Genomic DNA, 16,070 nt, shown 5'->3' with positions numbered 1-16,070 from the left:
GCTACGAGCGCCCTAGGCCATGCGCTCGACGGCGTCCTTGGCCTCCTTCAGGCCCGCGCCGGTGATCTCCCGGTAGACCTTGATCGCCTGGATCTTCCTGTCGCTCCGCAGCAGCGCGACGACCTCGTCCATGCGCGGGTCGACGGGCTCGCGCAGTCCCAAGTGGTCGATGACCAGGTCGAGTTTGCGCTCGACGCGGGCGACGCGCTTGTCGGCCCGGTCGATCCGGCTCTGGACGCCGATGACGGCCAGGACGCCGATGAGGATGAAGAAGAGACCCGCTATTTCCATGGTCGACGATCCTAGGGGGCGGTTCCCTCGCCCCCCTCGTCCTGTTCCTCGTCGAACCGCAGCCGGTGCGTCACCACGTCCCCCGCCGTGTCCAGTGCCGTACGTCCGTGCGCGAACGCGTGTGCCCGCAGCCGGGCCAGCGCCTCGTCCGTGCCGACGTGCAGCTGGGCCATGATCATGCCGGTGGCCTGGTAGACCTGGTCATGGTCGGTGGCGAGGCCGCTCAGCCACCGCTCGTCGCCGGGTTGCCCGGCCTCCTCCATGTGCGGCAGCGCCATCAGGGCCACGGTCATCATCCCGGCGACCGTGCGGGCCGTGTGCAGCTCCCGGTCGCTGAGGTCGCCGGGGAACTCGCGGTAGAGGTCGAGGGTGCCCACGCACACCGTCGCGCTGCCGAGCGGCATCGAGTACACCGCCCGTACGCCGGCGGCGGTGGCCTGCTGGGCGAAGACGGGCCAGCGCGCCACGTCCTGCCCCGCCGTCAGGTCGCGGGCCAGCACGGGGGTGCCGCTCTCGGCGGCCGACTGGCAGGGCCCGTCGCCCAACGTCGCCTGGATCTCGGTCACATACGCCGCCTGCGCGCTGCTCGCGCCCAGCTGTACGGGCAGGCCGTGGCTGTGCAGCGACACGCTCGCGCCGCTCACGGGCAGCAGTTCCACCGCCACGTCGCACAGCCGCCCCGGTATCTCGCCCGGCCCCACACCGCGCACACCTTCGGCAACGGCGTCCGCGGCGCCGACCCCTTCCCGCTCACCACGATGCTCGTCTCTGGGCCGCACGGCTGCCTCCTCGCTCCCGAGCGCGGCCTACTGGTCCCGCCTTTCGACCCCGCCCGACTACCCCTGGCGGCCACCACGAAACGCGGTGCCTACGCGCCCTGAAGGGGCGCGGGGAACTGCGCGATCAACCCCCACCGGCCCGCGGACGACCACCGGCATACCCCGGCACTCACCGCTTCTCGTACGGATCAGCCGGCTGCTCAACCCGCCGCACCGCCCCGGCATCCACCACCGGAGGCCAAGCCGCATCCGTCCCGAGCGCGCCCCGAGGACGCCACGTCCCGGTCACCGTGACCCACGAGTCGACCGGCGGAGCCTCCCCGCCCCGCACCTCGACCTTGCCGGTGGTCGCGTCGGCGGCACAGCACGCCACCAGAAGCCGCGTGACGTACCAGGTGCCGTCGTCGTCCCGGGTGACGAACCCGGTCAGCGCCACCGTGCGCCCCGCCAGCGACTGCCCGCTGTCATAGATCGCCCGCGAGCTGAATTCCGCGAGCGTCAGCTCCACCGGATCCCCGCTCGGCAGCGCCGGAAAGTGCCCGACCCCCTGGGCCGCCCGCTGCGCCGCCTCCCGCTCGGCGCTGTAGGAGCCGAGCGCGGGCGGCGGGAAGAGGAGGAGGGCAAGGGCGGGCAGGGTGAGGAGCCAGGCGATACGGGGGCTATGGTGGCCGCCGTGCTGATCGTGGGCGTGGGAATCGTCATCGCACTCGTCGTGCTCGCCGTGCTCGCATTGCTGATCGCGGCCGGCGTGTTCGTCGTGCTCTGCGTGCTGGCCCTGCTCGGCGTGCGGTTCCTGTTCCGCTCGCCCGGCGACCGCCGCGGCCACCGCCAGCAGCACCAGCAGGAACCCGGACACGACCAGATACGGCCGTAGTCCCGCCTGCACGTACCGCAGATACAGCTCGCTGAACAGCGAGATCCTCAGGATCGCCGCCCCCGTCAGGAGCAGCAGCACCGCCGGCCCGTACCGCCTCACAGCAGCCACCACCCCACCAGCACGCTGCTCACCACGGCGACCACCCACGTCACGGACGAGAACCGCACGGCGAAGGACCGTCCGAAGGTCCCCGCCTGGAGGGCGATCAGCTTCAGGTCCACCATCGGGCCGACCACCATGAACGCCAGCCGCGCGGTCGGCGAGAAGCCGCTCAGCGAGGCGGCGACGAACGCGTCGGCCTCGCTGCACACGCACAGCACGACCGCGAGCAGCGCGAGAAGCAGCACCGACGCCCACACCGACCCGGTGAAGAGGTCCAGAACGGACCTCGGCACCACGATGTTGAACGTCGCCGCGGCCGCCGCACCGAGGACCAGGAAGCCACCGGCGTGCAGGAAGTCGTGCTGGAGCCCGGCGGCGAACGCGCGCAGCCCCCGGGCGCCGTGCCCTGCGTGCCGCTCGGGCGGGCGCAGCCACTCCTCGCGCCCGAACCGCGCCCACAGCCAGCCCATCACGACCGCCGTGGCCAGCGAGGCGACCAGCCGCCCGAGCACCATCTCCGGCTGCCCGGGAAAGGCGACGGAGGTGGCGACGAGCACGACCGGGTTGATGGCGGGCGCGGAGAGCAGGAACGCGAGGGCGGCGGCCGGGGCCACCCCGCGCCGCATCAGGCTCCCGGCCACCGGCACGGACGCGCACTCGCACCCCGGCAGGACGACCCCGGCGGCTCCGGCGACGGGCACCGCGAGGGCCTGGTTGCGCGGCAGCAGCCGGCTGAACACCCTCTCCGGTACGAAGGCCCCGATCGCCGCCGAGACGACCGTGCCGAGCAGCAGGAAGGGCACGCCCTGCACCGCGATGGCCGTGAAGACGGTCCACCAGGCGGCGACGGGCGGGGTGTACAGGTCGAGGGCGAGCAGCGGCCCGAGGACCGAGGCGACCGTGGCGATGACGACGAGGGCGACGCCGCCGACCACGGCGTACACGAGCGTGCGTACGACGAGCCGCAGCCCGTCGACCACGGTCCGCTGGTTCTCCACCGTGCCCGTCCCCACCTGTTCGAATTGCTCCGCGAAGGCTAACCGGTGGGGGCTGTGGGCAGGCTGGGGTTCCTCACAGAGGAGGCTGTGCGGGCGCCGGCCCCAGGGTGGTGGTGCCGGGGGCCGTACGGTGGCCGAGTCCCGTGCGGTACGCGTCGAGCGCCGCCTCCACCCGGCCGGTACGGCGCAAGAGGTCGCCGAGGAGCCGGCACAGGTCGGCCAGGTCACCGGCAGCGCCCGCCCGCTCCAGCAGGCTCAGGGCACGGACGTAGTGCTCCTCGGCGGTCTCGGTGTCCCGGGAGTCCTCGGCGATGATGCCGAGCAGGCGGTGCGCGGCGGCCGCGTGCAGGGCGCCGCGCTCGGGGCTGAGGTCGCTGAGCACCTCGTGCAGCAGGGCCGCGGCCTCGTCGGACTTGCCGCGCCGGTGCAGTACGTCGGCGAGCTCGACGGCGACCTGGCTGGTGTACAGCGCGGCCCGCTTGGCGGTGAGCATCGTCTGCGCCTCGCGCATCTCGGCCTCGGCGCGCTCCAGGTCGCCGTTCTGGGCGTAGACGTAGCCGCGCATCCAGTGGCAGTTGGCGAGTTCGGTACGTATCTGGAGCTGCCGGTACAGCTCGGCGGCCTTGGCCAGGGAGGCGTCGGCCTCGGCGATCCTCCCCTCGGCGAGCAGGGTGCGGGCGACGGACCGGTGCATCCGGGCGACCAGCGCCGGATCGCCGGCCTGCGGGGCGAGCGCGAGGGCGTACTCGGCGGCCTGGGCGGCCCGCGCGTGGGCGCCCATGTCCATGTACGGGCCGATGACGCTGGCGTAGAGCAGCAACAGGGCGTCGGGGTCGTGCAGTCCGCCCCGGTTCAGCTCGTCGAGGGTGGACTCCAGCAGGTAGACGGCGTAGCGGAGTTCGCCGGTGAGGTAGTGCGACACGGCTCGTCCGCGCAGCGCCGGGACGCGGGCCGGCAGGGGAGCGCCGGCCTCCGCGAGGACCTGCTCGGCACGCTCGAAGTGGTGCCGTGCGGAGGTGAGTTCACCGGCGTCGATGCCGCACTCGCCGAGCCCGAGCAGTGCCGCCGCCAGCTCCTCGGCGAAGCCGTTGCCCTCGGCCTCCGCGAGCAGCGCGGTGTACTGCTCGGCGGCGGCCTCGGTGTCACCGGTGGCGAGTATCCGCTGCGCCTCGGTCAGTCGCAGGCGCAGGTCGGTGACGAGGTGCGCGGCACGGCCGGTGGCCAGCTCCTCGAAGGCGACGCCGAGACGCTCGGCGATGTGCCGCAGCGCGTCGTCGGACGCGCGCACCCGGCCGGCCTCCAGGGTGGAGATGTACGCGGGGGTGTACGCCGGCTCGGCAAGCTGCCGCTGCGTCAGCCCACGGTCGGCCCGCAGCTGCTGCACTCTGCGCCCGATGGTTCCCGGGTCGTCACGGTCCGACATGGGTCAACTCCCCCTGAGCCTCTTGCCGTTCGAGTCCGACGACCATAGGTTAAACCGCGTATTAAACGTGTTTAACCCGTAGCTGTTGCGAGGTCGCCGTGCAGGAACGCACCAGCACCACCGAGCGGTACACCCGAGGCGTGGCTGCCGCGCTGGTCGCCGTGGCAACGCTGATCCTGGCGGCCAACGCGGGCCCGGCCCGAGCGTCAGCCTTCGGCGACGAACGCCACGAAGGCGGTGTATGCCTCCGGGGTGAGGGTCACTGTGCCGACGCCGGGGTTCTTGGAATCGCGGACGGCGATGCGGGGGGCTAGGTCGGCGACCTCGACGCACTCGCCACCCGTGCTGCCGCTGTAACTGGACTTACGCCAAAGGACGTTGACCTGTGCCGGCTTGCTGTCCATAACGCTCCTCCAGTACGCCCTTGATCAGCTCCGCCGAATCCTCCACGGACAAGGCGGCTCCCTGCAAGCCAGCGTAACGAAGGGCTGCTTCGCGGACGGTTTCCGAATTGGCCGTCATATGGCCCGAGATCAGGTCCTCGGTGTAGATGAGGTCGGGATCGGCGTCGAAGCGAAGCAGCGTGAACAGGCCGTCCAAGCTGGTGTGTTCACCGGCTCGGAACGGCAGCACTTGGAGCCGGATCCAGCGCTCGTCCTTGAGGCTCAACAGATGGAGAAGTTGGTCCCGCATGACCTCCACGCCGCCGACGGGCCGGTGCAGCACCGCCTCGTCGAGCACCACCAAGGTCAGGGGAGGCCGCGTCCGCTTGAGGATGCGCTGTCGTTCCATGCGGGCTGCGAGTAACTCGTCGAGCTTCTCCGGCTGACCTGTGGCCAGCACGGCACGCGCGTACTCCTTCGTCTGAAGCAGCCCGTACACCAGCTGACACTGATAGGTGGAGACGTAGGTCGCTTTCGCCTCCATGTCGGCGAAGGGCTGGAACCACGTCGGCAACTGGCTGCGCAGCACCAGCCCCACCAGCCGCGAGAACATCCCGTCCGTCACCAGCGCCGCGTCCACCCGTTCGGCGAATTCCCTGGTCGGAACCTTGAGCGTCGTCTCGATCTGGCCGATCAGGGAACCGGAGCAGAACAGCACCGAACCCAGTTGCTTCAGTGTCAGCCCCGCCTCCTCCCGCTTCCGGCGGAGCTCGTAGCCGAAGTAGTCCAACGGAGAAGCCGTGGGGTCGAGTTGACGAACGTGAACCAAGGCGCACCACCCCCAAGTCGGTATGTAGCCGAGCGTAACCGCATGACTTCGCAGTGGTGACGGGAACTGCAAAAATCACCCGTGCCCGAGCGCCCGCCCCTGTTACCGTCGCCCCATGCAGCGCGCCAATCCGTCTCTGACGACGACGCCGGACCCCGTCCCGGCGCCGCGCTGAAAGCTGAGCGAATCCGAAGCCCCGGGGCGAGTGCCCCGGGGCTTCGTCGTGGGCGCTCGTCCCTTCATCCGAAGGAGCAGCCATGCACGACCACCGCCGCCTCGGCCGCGAGCTGGGCATCTTCGACACCGATCCCCTGATGGGCGCCGGCCTGCCGTACTGGCTGCCGGACGGGGCGACCGTCCGGCATGTGCTGGAGGAGTACATCCGGGACGTGGAGCGCGAGGCCGGGTACCGGCACGTGTACTCGCCGGTGCTCGGCAAACGCGAGCTGTACGAGATCTCCGGCCATTGGGACCACTACAGCGACGACATGTTCCCGCCGATGGAGCTGGGCGCCGAGCAGGTCGTCCTGCGGCCGAGCCTGTGCCCGCACCACGCGCTGATCTACCGCTCACGCGCCCACAGCTACCGCGAACTACCTCTGCGCATGGCCGAGTTGGGCGGCATGTACCGCTCGGAGCTGTCCGGCGTCCTCGGCGGCCTCACCCGCGTGCGCGCGATCCACCTCAACGACGCCCATGTCTTCTGCACCCTGGACCAGGCGGTGGAGGAGGCCGGGGCGGCGCTGGAACTCATCGCGCGTGCTTACGCCGATCTGGGGATCAGGGCCGTACGGCACCGTCTCTCCCTGCCCGGTGAGGGCGGGAAGTATGTCGCCGACCCGGAGCTGTGGGCGCGGGCCACCGCCCTGCTGCGGGAGGTTCTCGACGCCTCCGGGATCGCGTACGAGGCCGTGGAGGGTGAGGCGGCCTTCTACGGTCCGAAGATCGACGTCCAGATCGCCGATCCGGCGGGCCGTGAGGCGACCCTGTCGACCGTTCAGATCGACTTCCACCAGCCCGAACGCTTCGACCTGCACTACATCGGCCCCGACGGCGCGAAGCACCGCCCGGTCATGGTCCACCGCAGCATCATCGGCAGCGTGGAGCGGGCGGTGGCCCATCTGCTGGAGCAGCACGGCGGCGCGTTCCCGGCCTGGCTGGCGCCCGTGCAGCTGCTGATCCTGCCGGTGGCGGAGGCGCAGTACGGGCAGGCGGGAAAAATTCTGGACCGGGCCCGCCGAATGGGTCTGCGCGCGGAACTGGCCGGTCCCGAGCAGGGCACCCTGGGCGCCCGCGTGCGCGAGGCACGGCTCGTGCCGTACGTGGCGGTCATCGGCGAGCGGGAGGCGGCGGACGGCGACCTCGTGGCCGTACGGCTGCGGGACGGGCGCAGGCCGGGTGCCGTACCGGTGGAGGAGCTGCTGGCCCGGATCGCCGGCCGGGTGGCGGCACGCGGCGCCGAGCTGTGGGAGGAGTCGTAGAACGAGAAAAGACGTCGTACGGCGCCGCGCGCGCATGCCTGCACGGCGGCGCCGTACGACGACGCACTCCACCTGTACGACACCGTAAGGTCGCTCTCGTGCGGTCGCCACCGCACCCGTGACGAGGGGAGCCACTCGTGCAGAACGGCGACCGGCCGATTCCGGTGATCATCGACTGCGACACGGGCGTGGACGACGCCCTGGCCCTTTTGTTCGCCGTACGCCATCCGGGGCTGGACCTGCGCGCGGTCACCTGCGTGGCGGGCAACACGGACGTGGACGGCGTCGTGCTCAACACCCTGACCGTGCTGGAGCAGGCCGGTGCCCCCGAGATCCCCGTGGCCAGGGGCGCCGACCGTCCGCTGATCGAGTTCTCGCGCTCGGCGCGGCACGTGCACGGCGAGGACGGCATGGGCGACCTCGGCCTGCCGGCCCCGCGGCGCGCGCCGGCCGACGTGGACGCGGTGGCGCTGCTGCGCCGCGAGATCCTGGCGTCGCCGCGACCGGTGACCCTGATCCCCACGGCACCGCTCACCAACATCGCCCTGCTGCTGCGCACGCACCCCGAGGTCACCCGCAACATCGAGCGGATCGTGTTCATGGGCGGCGCGGTGGCCTGCGGAAACGCCACGCCGGTCGCGGAGTTCAACGTGTGGCACGACCCGGAGGCGGCGGCGATCCTACTCACCGCGGGGGTGCCGATCACGATGTACGGCCTGGACGTCTTCCAGCGGGTCGTGGTCCCTGGCGCGGACGTACGGCGCCTGCGCGAGAACCCCGAGCCGGGCACCCGCCTCGCCGGCGAACTCCTGGCCCACCGCCCGTCCGCACCGGACATCACGACCGACCCCGAGGCGGGCGGCATCGGCGACGCGGGCGCGGTCTGCGCGGTCGTCGACCCGGGAGGCATCACCACCCGCCTCCTCCCGGTGGAGGTCTCCCTCGCCCCGGGCCCCACCCGAGGCCAAACCCTCGTCGACCGCCGCCCCCGCCCCGGAGAGTCAGAACTCCACACGGGAACCCGCGAACAGACCCTGGTGGACGTGGCCTTGGACGTCGACGTCGAACGCTTCACAAAGCTGTACCTGTCGACGGTGGAACGCGCCTGACACCGCGCCGCGAGGCGCCGGTCGGCTGACGTGGTGCTGCCCGCTGCGTACGAAAGGGGCCCGGGGTTCACCCCGGGCCCCTTTGTGTGTCGGCGGTCAGGAGTTGGATGTGCGGCGGCGCTTCGAGGCCACGACGAAGGCTGCGCCGCCTGCGAGGAGGACGACCGCGCCGATGGCGATCGGGCCGGTCGCGCTGCTGCCGCCCGTCTGGGCGAGGTCGTCGTCGCCGTTGGGGGACGGGGCGGGGGCCGACGGGGAGTCGGAGGGCTGCGGGGACGGGGGTTCGGTGGAGGGAGTGTCCGAGGCGGGCGGGGAAGTCTCCTCGGCCGGGGTCGACGGCTCGTCGGTGGCCGGCTCCGACGGCTCGGCCGGCGGCGTGGTCGGGGGCTCCTCGGTCGCCGGGGGCTCGGTCGTGCAGTCCTTCGAGCCGCCGTTCCAGGCCGCGATCAGCTTGTCCTTGATGACCGGGCGGTCCGGGCCCTTGGGCAGGTCACCGTGCTCGAAGCCGTCGTTCGCGTCGAGCTTGCCGTCGAACTTCACCGCACCGCGGTACAGGTCGACCTGCGCGAAGCAGCCCGCGTCCGGCACCGCGATGTCGAGGCTGTCGGTGCCGCCCGGCTTGACCGTGACCGTGTCGAAGTCGACGAAGACCTGCTCGCCGGAGGTCGCGAAGGTCGCCCCGTGGGCGAGGTAGGAGGCCAGCGAGGCCGTGCAGGTCGTCGCGTCGGCGGCGGCACGCACCTTGATGTGCACCTTGCCGTCGTCGGTGACCTTCAGGTTCTGGTCGTCGACCTTGACCGAGTCGTAGAAGTTCGTGCCGTCGAGCGAGAACTGGCAGCGATCGGTGGCCGTCTCCGTGCCGGCACCGGTGCCGGGCTGGTAGGAGCCGCCGGACTTCCAGCCGTCACCGCCGTGCGACCCGTGGGCCCAGGCGCCGGAAGCGGAGGCGACGGTGGCCGCGCACAGGGCGAGCGACGCGGCACCCGTCCCCAGCAGGCGTCGCGCGATGACACGTCTCGCTATGGACATGCGTATCCCCTCATGGGGTGAGTGGTCGAAGAAGAAACACTGGGCTCATTGGTCACATGCGCCACAGCGTGTGCACATCGTCGGGGGACGGAAGAACGCTGTCAACCTGCGGTGACGCAAGGGAAGTTCAAAGAGCAATCACAATTCCGTCACGCTCGGAATGATCCGATCCGCTCTTCGCGGTGTTCGCTTTTCCGGCCAACTGGACAGAGTTCTCACTGTCGCCCGTACACACCCCGAGGAGAACGCGTGACCGTCCGCACCACCACGCCCGACCTCTCGTCCAGCAACCCCGACTGGTGGCGCCAGGCCGTCATCTACCAGGGCTACCCCCGCAGTTTCGCCGACGGCGACGGCGACGGTCTCGGCGACCTGAAGGGCGTCGCCCAGCGCCTCACCCACCTCGCCGCCCTCGGCGTCGACGCCCTGTGGCTCAGCCCCTTCTACCCCTCCGAACTGGCCGACGGCGGCTACGACGTCGCCGACTACCGCGACGTCGACCCGCGCCTGGGCACCCTCGACGACTTCGACGCCATGGTCACCGAGGCCCACCGCCTCGGCCTGAAGGTGATCGTCGACCTGGTCCCCAACCACACCTCCCACCAGCACGTCTGGTTCCAGGAGGCGCTGCGCGCCGGCGCCGGCTCCGCCGCCCGCGAGCGCTACGTCTTCCGCGACGGCCGCGGCCCGCACGGCGAACTCCCGCCCTCCGACTGGCAGTCCGTCTTCGGCGGCAGCGCCTGGCGCCGCGTCCCCGACGGCCAGTGGTACCTCCACCTGTTCACCCCGCAGCAGCCCGACCTCAACTGGGCGCACGAGGAGGTGCGCGCCGACTTCCGCACCACCCTGCGGTTCTGGTCCGACCGCGGCGTCGACGGCTTCCGCGTCGACGTGGCCCACGCCCTCGCCAAGGACCTGAGCGAGCCGCTGCGCGACCTCGGCACACCCGAGCTGAGCCGCGAGGACGCCCTCCCGGACCTCCCGCCCGGCACCCACCCCTTCTACGACCGCGACGAGGTCCACGAGATCTACCGCGACTGGCGCAAGATCCTCGACTCCTACCGCCCGCCCCGCATGGCCGTCGCCGAGGCATGGGTGAACCCCAGCTCGCGCCGCGCCCTGTACGCCCGCCCCGACGAACTCGGCCAGGCCTTCAACTTCGAGTACCTGCAAGGAGGCTGGGACGCCGAGGAGCTCAGGCAGATCATCACCGACTCCCTCGACACGGCCCGCGCGGCGGGCGCCTCCGCCACCTGGGTGCTGTCCAACCACGACGTCGTACGCCACACCTCACGCCTGATGCTCCCCCCCGGCACCGACGACAACGCCTGGCTGCTGTCCGGCGGCCACGCCCCGGCCGTCGACGAGGCGGCCGGCCTGCGCCGGGCCCGCGCCGCGACCCTCCTCATGCTGGCGCTGCCCGGTTCGTCGTACGTCTACCAGGGTGAGGAACTCGGCCTGCCCGAGGTCGCCGACCTGCCCTTCGAGGTCCTCCAGGACCCGATCTGGGAACAGACGGGACGGGTGCGCAAGGGCCGCGACGGCTGCCGGGTGCCACTGCCGTGGACGACGACCGGACCGTCGTACGGCTTCGGCGCGGGCGGTTCCTGGCTGCCGCAGCCGTCGGGTTTCGCGGCGTACGCCGTCGAGGCCCAGGACGGTGTGGAGGGCTCCACCCTGGAGCTCTACCGCCGGGCCCTGCGCCTGCGCCGCAAGCTGCTGGAGGGCGAGGACCTGACGTGGGAGCCGGACACCCCGCCCGGCGTCCTGCATTTCGCCCGCTCGGCGGGCTGGCGCTGTGTGGCCAACCTCTCCGGTACGCCGGTTCAGTTGCCGCCGGGTGAGGTGCTGCTCGCCAGCGGACCGCTCGAAGGCGGGCTGCTGGGCCCGGACACGACGGTCTGGCTGGCGTAGAGCCGTGTTCTAGGGCTTCAGCGTCACCTGTGGTTCGCCCGGCGCCGGAGGGGGCGGGGTCACCTGGTCGGCCGGGAGCTTGGGCGCGGTCGTCTCCTGGAACAGGACCTGGTCGAAGTCGACCAGCCCCGTCTTCTCCATGACCGTGATGTGGTCGAGCACGGTGTCGTTGGCCTGGTCGGCCAGCTGCCGGACCAGGCTGTTCCGCGTCGTGGCCCGGATCTTCGCGACCGTGGTGAAGATCTGGCCGTGCGTGGTGCGCAGGATGTTCGCCATGTCGCTGTCGAACTGCCTGCCGGTGTCCCCCTCCAGCGTCGCGACGAACCCCTGCTGCTGAGGGCTGGCCTGGTTGGGCACGGTGATGTTCAGCCGCGCGGCGACCCGGCGGTCGGTGTCGTCCAGCGCGGCGTGCCCGTCGACCAGGTGCTGCCCGGCCGTGCGCACCGCCTGGGTCGTCCCCTTCTGCAGGGCCAGCTTCCCCACCGGGTACTCCCACAGCCCGGCCGCCCGCACCTTCACCACGAAGTCCCGGTCGGCCTCCGTGAGCGGCCCCGTCGGGGTCTGGGCGATGACATGGTCCGCCGAACTGGAGACGGTGCTGAAGCCGAGCATCGACGGATAGGCGAGCGCGACGAGCGTGAGACTCAGCGCGCCGCCCACGAAGAGAGATCCGATCACGCGCCGCGAGATACGCACGGTGCCGCCTCCTGCCCGATAGCCCGAAAGGCCGATAGCCCGATAGCCCGAGGGCCCGCCCCCACGGTGGGGGCGGGCCGGGTTGTTCGTACGGGGGTACGGATCGCGCGGCACCGGAAACCTTTTGGCTTGGCATCGGCTCCGTAAAGCCCTGCCCGGGCGGCTCAGCGCTCGGCGCCCTTGCGGAACGTCGCCCGGGACCACAGGAAGCCGGTCAGGGTCAGGCCCGCGCACCAGGCGAGGGCGATCCAGGCGTTGTTGCCGATGCCGGTGCCGAGGAGCAGGCCGCGCAGGGTCTCGTTGATGGGGGAGAAGGGCTGGTACTCGGCGAACCAGCGCAGTCCGGTGGGCATCGAGTCGGGGGTGACGAAGGCGCTGCTGAGGAAGGGCAGGTAGATCAGCGGCATCGGGGCGTTGCTCGCGGCCTCGATGGTCTTGGAGTTCAGGCCCATCGCGGCCGACAGCCAGCTCAGGCCGAACGCCAGGAACATCAGCAGACCGAGGGCGGCGGCCCATTCGACGGCGCCGGCGTCCGGGCGGAAGCCGATCGCGTACGCCACCCCGGTCACCAGGGCGAGGATGGCGACGACCTGCACCATGTTGCCCAGCACATGCCCGGTGAGGACCGAACTTCGTGAGATCGCCATGGTGCGGAAGCGGTTGATGATGCCTTCGGTCATGTCGGTGCAGACGGAGATGGCGGTGGTGATCGTGCCGGAGGTCACCGCCATCACGATGATGCCGGGGACCAGGTAGTTGATGTAGGCGTCCCGGTCGCCGACGCCGATCCCCTCGCCGATCGCGCCGCCGAAGACGTACACGAAGAGCAGCAGCATCAGGACGGGCAGCGTGACGATCTGGACGGTCAGGGACGGGTAGCGCTGCATGTGCTTGAGGCTGCGCCGCAGCATCGTCATGGAGTCGCGGAGGGCGTAGGAGCGGTTGGCGGAAGGGGTGGAGGCGGGGGCGGCGGTGGTGGCCATCGAGGGGTCCTCTCGGGGCAGGTCGTTGCGGGTCGGGTGGGGTGCGGTGAGGCAGGTGCCGGTGTCGTGCGTCAGGCCGCGGCGGGCTCGTGGGTCTCGGTCAGGGCGAGGAAGACGTCGTCCAGGTCGGGCGTGTGGACGGTGAGGGACTCGGCCTCGACGCCGGCCGACTCCAGCAGGTCCAGGACGGCCCGCACGGTGGCGGGGCTGCCGTCACCCGGGACGCTCAGGGCGAGGTTCTCCGGGTCGCTCTGGGCGACGTCGAACACCGCGGCGGCGGCGACCAGTTGACCCTCGGTGGCGAACCGGAGGCGGATGTGGCTGCCGGGGATGCGCCGCTTGAGCTCCTCGGCGGTGCCCTCGGCGACGATCCGGCCGCCGTTCAGCACGGCGATGCGGTCGGCGAGCTGGTCCGCCTCCTCCAGGTACTGCGTGGTGAGGAAGATCGTGATGCCGCGGTCCTCGACCAGACCCCGGATCAGCTCCCACAGCATCCGGCGGCTGCGCGGGTCGAGGCCGGTCGTGGGCTCGTCGAGGAAGATGATCCGCGGATCGCCGACCAGGGTCATCGCGAGGTCGAGCTTGCGGCGCATACCGCCGGAGAAGGTGGCGGCGGTCTTCTTCGCCTCCGCCGCCAGGTCGAACCGCGCGAGCAGATCCGCGGCCCGGCGGCGGCCCTCGGCGCGGCCGAGGTGGTGCAGGTCGGCCATCAGCAGGAGGTTCTCCTCGGCGGTCAGCAGCCCGTCGACCGCCGCGAACTGGCCGGTGACGCCGATCGAGCGGCGCACGTCGTCGGCCTGCCGGGTGAGGTCGTGCCCGGCGACGCGGGCCTCGCCGCCGTCGGCGGAGATCAGCGTGGACAGGATCTGGACGGTGGTGGTCTTGCCGGCCCCGTTGGGCCCGAGCAGGGCGAAGACCGACGCCTCGGGGATCCGCAGATCGATGCCGTCGAGCACCTGCTTCTCCCCGTACGACTTGCGCAGGCCCTCTGCGTGGATGGCGGTCATGGCTCTCCCCGGTGACGTGAGTGGTGGTGCTGATCGGTGACGTGAGTGGTGGTGCCGATCAGTGACTTGAACGGCGTGCAACTCGAAGACTTGAACACCGTAAAACCAGACTTGCACGGTGTGCAAGTCCCTTCGTCCAAAAACTTTTACGGTGTGCAAGTGGCGGTTAGGCTGGACCCATGGCGCGAGAGACCTTGAACCGAGAACAGATCGTGCGAGCGGCGATCGAGCTGCTGGACGCGGAGGGCATCGACGGCCTGAGCATGCGCAAGCTCGGCCAGAAGCTGGGCTCGGCCGCGACGGCGATGTACTGGCACGTCGGCAACAAGGAGAACCTGCTGATCCTCGCGGCCGACGAGGTGTGGAGCGAGATCACGCTGCCGGACGTCCCGGCGGTGGGCTGGCGGCCGGCGGCGCGCGAGCTGATGTACGCCGTGCGCGGGCTGTGCGACCGGCACAGCTGGCTGGTGCGCGTGATCACCACGTACTACGCCGCGGGCGAGGGCATGGCCCGCTTCCAGGAGTGCGCGTACGAGACCTTCGACGCCGCCGGGTTCCGGGACGCGGACCTCGACTGGGCCGTGAGCACGCCGTTCATGTTCGTCACGGGGATGGCGTTCATGAGCGGGAGCGAGGTCGCCGGGATCAAGGAGCGGGCGGACCAGGAGTCGGCCGAGCAGCCGGAGAAGGAGGCCGAGGCCATCGCGCGGATCAACGCCGTCGCTGCGAAGTACCCGCGGCTGAGCGCCAGCATCAAGGCGCAGGCGCAGCGCGGGCAGGGCTTCACGGAGCAGGTCGACGAGGTCTTCGCGTTCGGCGTGGAGACGATCCTCGACGGCCTGGCGGCCCGGCTGGCGGCGCGGTCCGACGCCGTCTGAGTGAGATCCGGCCGCGCGGCGCGCACCGCGGGCGTGGCACACCGGGCGGCGGACCGGGCCCGCAGCCGGGTGGAGGAACTCCGGGACGAGTACGGCCCGCCCACCCGCACCCCCTGGACCAGGGCGCAGACGGAGACCTATGAATTCGCCTGGCGCACGTGGCGCACCCTCGCCCAGGAGGTCCAGTCGGCCGTCACCACCCACGCCGCGGAACAGGGCACGGCACGCAGCCAGGTGGAATCGGACGTGAAGAAGGCGGCGCGGCATCCGGGGGCGGGCGGCTGACTCCGTCCGCGCCCGGACGGGTGGTGCGCGTCGCTCCGACGGCTCCTACGGCCGGTCGGCGCGTGTCAGCGACGGGCCCGGCCGGGGAAACTCCCCGGTGAGGGTGGGGTGCCGCCGAGGTGTGTGAGGAGCTCCACCGCGATGAGCTGGTCCCGCAGGTCCTGGAAGACGACGGTGCTCGGGTCGCTCGCGATGGCGGGCGCGGTGCTCGTGCCGGGGACGGCATACGGCGGTGTGGGACCCGGCGGGCCGGGCGGACCGGCAGGTCAGGGCGATCCGGTTGGTCAGGAGCTGTGGGCCTCCGCGACCATCGAGCCCGGCCGGAAGGGCGTCGTCGAGGTCGGCGGCTACGAGGGCGAGCCGCTCGGCGAGGGATCGGTACTGACGTTGACGGCGCCGGCCAAGGCACGGGTGACGGGTGTGCCGTTCGCCGGGCTCGGCTACCGCGGCGCGGTGGCGCCGGGCGGGAACAGCGGGACGTACACCTTCGTGGGCGGGGCGGTGTCGACGTGGAAGGGGCACAGGTTCCCCTTCTCCCTGTCCGTCGACCCGGACGCCGAACCCGGCACCCGCCTCCCCGACTGCGCCCTCGCCCTGCGGGACGCCGAGGGCACGGTGCACCGGCGCGGCACCTGCTCCGTCACGGTCGGACTGCCCGCCCCGACCCTGTCCCACCCGGCGTCCGGCGTACCGCTGAGCGCGTTGCCGGAGACATCGGGCACGGCCTATCCGGGCGCCCAGATCACCGTCCGCGACGCCCAGGAGGACGAGGTCTGCGCGACGACGGCGGCACCGAACGGCACCTGGTCCTGCGTCCCGGGCCGCGCCCTCCCCGCCGGGGCGGGCCGCCTCCAGGCGACGGCCGCCCTGAACGGGGTCAGCGCGATGAGCGAACAGATCGACATCGTGGTGACCGGGTCTGCGCGGGACGAGCACGACACGGTCTCGGACGGTGGGGGCGGGCGGCTGTAGGGCCCCATGGTTCGGCTGGCACCGGCTGGCACCG

At 71.5% G+C, this 16,070-nt stretch carries 16 protein-coding genes and 2 pseudogenes; 7 read left to right on the top strand and 11 right to left on the bottom strand.

Annotated elements, in window-relative coordinates:
- Window positions 1-12: 12 nt before the first annotated feature.
- The 5 genes from CP983_RS21000 to CP983_RS20980 form a co-directional block, all read right to left on the bottom strand.
- On the bottom strand, window positions 13-291 hold the full coding sequence (locus CP983_RS21000) for a ribosomal protein L7/L12 (protein ID WP_150501123.1): 279 nt from the start codon (window positions 289-291) through the stop codon (window positions 13-15).
- 11 nt (window positions 292-302) lie between these two features.
- Window positions 303-1,070, bottom strand: a complete 768-nt coding sequence (locus CP983_RS20995; RefSeq protein ID WP_150501121.1) for a GAF and ANTAR domain-containing protein — start codon at window positions 1,068-1,070, stop codon at window positions 303-305.
- Window positions 1,071-1,239: 169 nt separating this feature from the next.
- Window positions 1,240-2,046, bottom strand: coding sequence for a TIGR03943 family putative permease subunit (locus CP983_RS20990; RefSeq protein ID WP_150506764.1), 807 nt, complete (start codon window positions 2,044-2,046; stop codon window positions 1,240-1,242).
- The gene (locus tag CP983_RS20985; RefSeq protein WP_229914996.1) at window positions 2,043-3,062 is read right to left on the bottom strand and encodes a permease; all 1,020 of its coding nucleotides are present in this window, start codon (window positions 3,060-3,062) and stop codon (window positions 2,043-2,045) included. Before CP983_RS20985 ends, CP983_RS20990 begins: the two co-directional genes overlap by 4 nt.
- 58 nt (window positions 3,063-3,120) lie before the next feature.
- The gene (locus CP983_RS20980) at window positions 3,121-4,470 is read right to left on the bottom strand and encodes a helix-turn-helix domain-containing protein (RefSeq protein ID WP_150501119.1); all 1,350 of its coding nucleotides are present in this window, start codon (window positions 4,468-4,470) and stop codon (window positions 3,121-3,123) included.
- Window positions 4,471-4,568: 98 nt separating this feature from the next.
- On the opposite strand from CP983_RS20980, the gene CP983_RS44765 reads away from it, so the two are divergent.
- The gene (locus CP983_RS44765) at window positions 4,569-4,784 is read left to right on the top strand and encodes a hypothetical protein (protein WP_229914995.1); all 216 of its coding nucleotides are present in this window, start codon (window positions 4,569-4,571) and stop codon (window positions 4,782-4,784) included.
- Here CP983_RS44765 and CP983_RS44760 read toward each other — a convergent pair.
- Both CP983_RS44760 and CP983_RS20970 read right to left on the bottom strand, forming a co-directional pair.
- Window positions 4,749-4,874: pseudogene (locus CP983_RS44760) on the bottom strand (DUF397 domain-containing protein); the annotation flags it as partial. The gene CP983_RS44765 and the pseudogene CP983_RS44760 sit on opposite strands and share 36 nt — an antisense overlap.
- Entirely contained in the window at window positions 4,834-5,682 is an 849-nt protein-coding gene (locus tag CP983_RS20970; protein WP_150501115.1) for a helix-turn-helix domain-containing protein, read from the bottom strand. The gene CP983_RS20970 and the pseudogene CP983_RS44760, both read right to left, overlap by 41 nt.
- Before the next feature lie 188 nt (window positions 5,683-5,870).
- Between CP983_RS20970 and thrS the strand changes: the two are divergent.
- Window positions 5,871-7,163 (top strand): annotated as a pseudogene (thrS, locus tag CP983_RS20965) (threonine--tRNA ligase); the annotation flags it as partial.
- A 137-nt stretch (window positions 7,164-7,300) separates the two neighbouring features.
- On the top strand, window positions 7,301-8,272 hold the full coding sequence (locus CP983_RS20960; protein ID WP_150501111.1) for a nucleoside hydrolase: 972 nt from the start codon (window positions 7,301-7,303) through the stop codon (window positions 8,270-8,272).
- A 96-nt stretch (window positions 8,273-8,368) separates the two neighbouring features.
- Here CP983_RS20960 and CP983_RS20955 read toward each other — a convergent pair whose 3' ends face one another.
- Window positions 8,369-9,301 carry an LAETG motif-containing sortase-dependent surface protein gene (locus CP983_RS20955; RefSeq protein ID WP_150501109.1) on the bottom strand — a complete coding sequence of 311 codons (933 nt, stop codon included), beginning with the start codon at window positions 9,299-9,301 and terminating at the stop codon, window positions 8,369-8,371.
- Window positions 9,302-9,550: 249 nt separating this feature from the next.
- Between CP983_RS20955 and CP983_RS20950 the strand changes: the two genes are divergently transcribed.
- Window positions 9,551-11,215, top strand: coding sequence for a glycoside hydrolase family 13 protein (locus tag CP983_RS20950; RefSeq protein WP_150501108.1), 1,665 nt, complete (start codon window positions 9,551-9,553; stop codon window positions 11,213-11,215).
- 9 nt (window positions 11,216-11,224) lie between these two features.
- On the opposite strand, the gene CP983_RS20945 is transcribed toward CP983_RS20950, so the two are convergent.
- From CP983_RS20945 to CP983_RS20935, 3 genes are all read right to left on the bottom strand, one after another.
- Window positions 11,225-11,875: a DUF4142 domain-containing protein gene (locus tag CP983_RS20945; RefSeq protein WP_150506760.1), complete on the bottom strand. Its 651-nt coding sequence runs from the start codon at window positions 11,873-11,875 to the stop codon at window positions 11,225-11,227.
- Between the two features lie 200 nt (window positions 11,876-12,075).
- On the bottom strand, window positions 12,076-12,894 hold the full coding sequence (locus CP983_RS20940; RefSeq protein WP_150501106.1) for an ABC transporter permease: 819 nt from the start codon (window positions 12,892-12,894) through the stop codon (window positions 12,076-12,078).
- Between the two features lie 71 nt (window positions 12,895-12,965).
- Window positions 12,966-13,901: an ATP-binding cassette domain-containing protein gene (locus CP983_RS20935; protein ID WP_150501104.1), complete on the bottom strand. Its 936-nt coding sequence runs from the start codon at window positions 13,899-13,901 to the stop codon at window positions 12,966-12,968.
- A gap of 179 nt (window positions 13,902-14,080) precedes the next feature.
- Between CP983_RS20935 and CP983_RS20930 the strand changes: the two genes are divergently transcribed.
- From CP983_RS20930 to CP983_RS20920, 3 genes are all read left to right on the top strand, one after another.
- Window positions 14,081-14,779 (top strand): TetR/AcrR family transcriptional regulator C-terminal domain-containing protein, encoded by a 699-nt coding sequence (locus CP983_RS20930; protein ID WP_150501102.1) that lies wholly within the window; start codon window positions 14,081-14,083, stop codon window positions 14,777-14,779.
- Window positions 14,780-15,064 (top strand): hypothetical protein, encoded by a 285-nt coding sequence (locus CP983_RS20925; protein ID WP_229914994.1) that lies wholly within the window; start codon window positions 14,780-14,782, stop codon window positions 15,062-15,064.
- Window positions 15,065-15,205: 141 nt separating this feature from the next.
- On the top strand, window positions 15,206-16,036 hold the full coding sequence (locus CP983_RS20920) for a carboxypeptidase regulatory-like domain-containing protein (RefSeq protein ID WP_150501100.1): 831 nt from the start codon (window positions 15,206-15,208) through the stop codon (window positions 16,034-16,036).
- The last annotated feature ends 34 nt before the right edge of the window (window positions 16,037-16,070 follow it).

The organism is Streptomyces chartreusis (assembly GCF_008704715.1).
Taxonomy (GTDB): Bacteria; Actinomycetota; Actinomycetes; order Streptomycetales; family Streptomycetaceae; genus Streptomyces; species Streptomyces chartreusis.
Note: the sequence above shows the minus strand (reverse complement) of the source record. Positions and strands in the feature narration are given on the sequence as shown.

Coding starts and splice junctions, on each gene's coding strand:
- CP983_RS20920 (WP_150501100.1), top strand. CDS start 15,206: ATGAGCTGGTCCCGCAGGTCCTGGAAGACGACGGTGCTCGGGTCGCTC.
- CP983_RS20930 (WP_150501102.1), top strand. CDS start 14,081: ATGGCGCGAGAGACCTTGAACCGAGAACAGATCGTGCGAGCGGCGATC.
- CP983_RS20935 (WP_150501104.1), bottom strand. CDS start 13,901: ATGACCGCCATCCACGCAGAGGGCCTGCGCAAGTCGTACGGGGAGAAG.
- CP983_RS20940 (WP_150501106.1), bottom strand. CDS start 12,894: ATGGCCACCACCGCCGCCCCCGCCTCCACCCCTTCCGCCAACCGCTCC.
- CP983_RS21000 (WP_150501123.1), bottom strand. CDS start 291: ATGGAAATAGCGGGTCTCTTCTTCATCCTCATCGGCGTCCTGGCCGTC.
- CP983_RS20955 (WP_150501109.1), bottom strand. CDS start 9,301: ATGTCCATAGCGAGACGTGTCATCGCGCGACGCCTGCTGGGGACGGGT.
- CP983_RS20980 (WP_150501119.1), bottom strand. CDS start 4,470: ATGTCGGACCGTGACGACCCGGGAACCATCGGGCGCAGAGTGCAGCAG.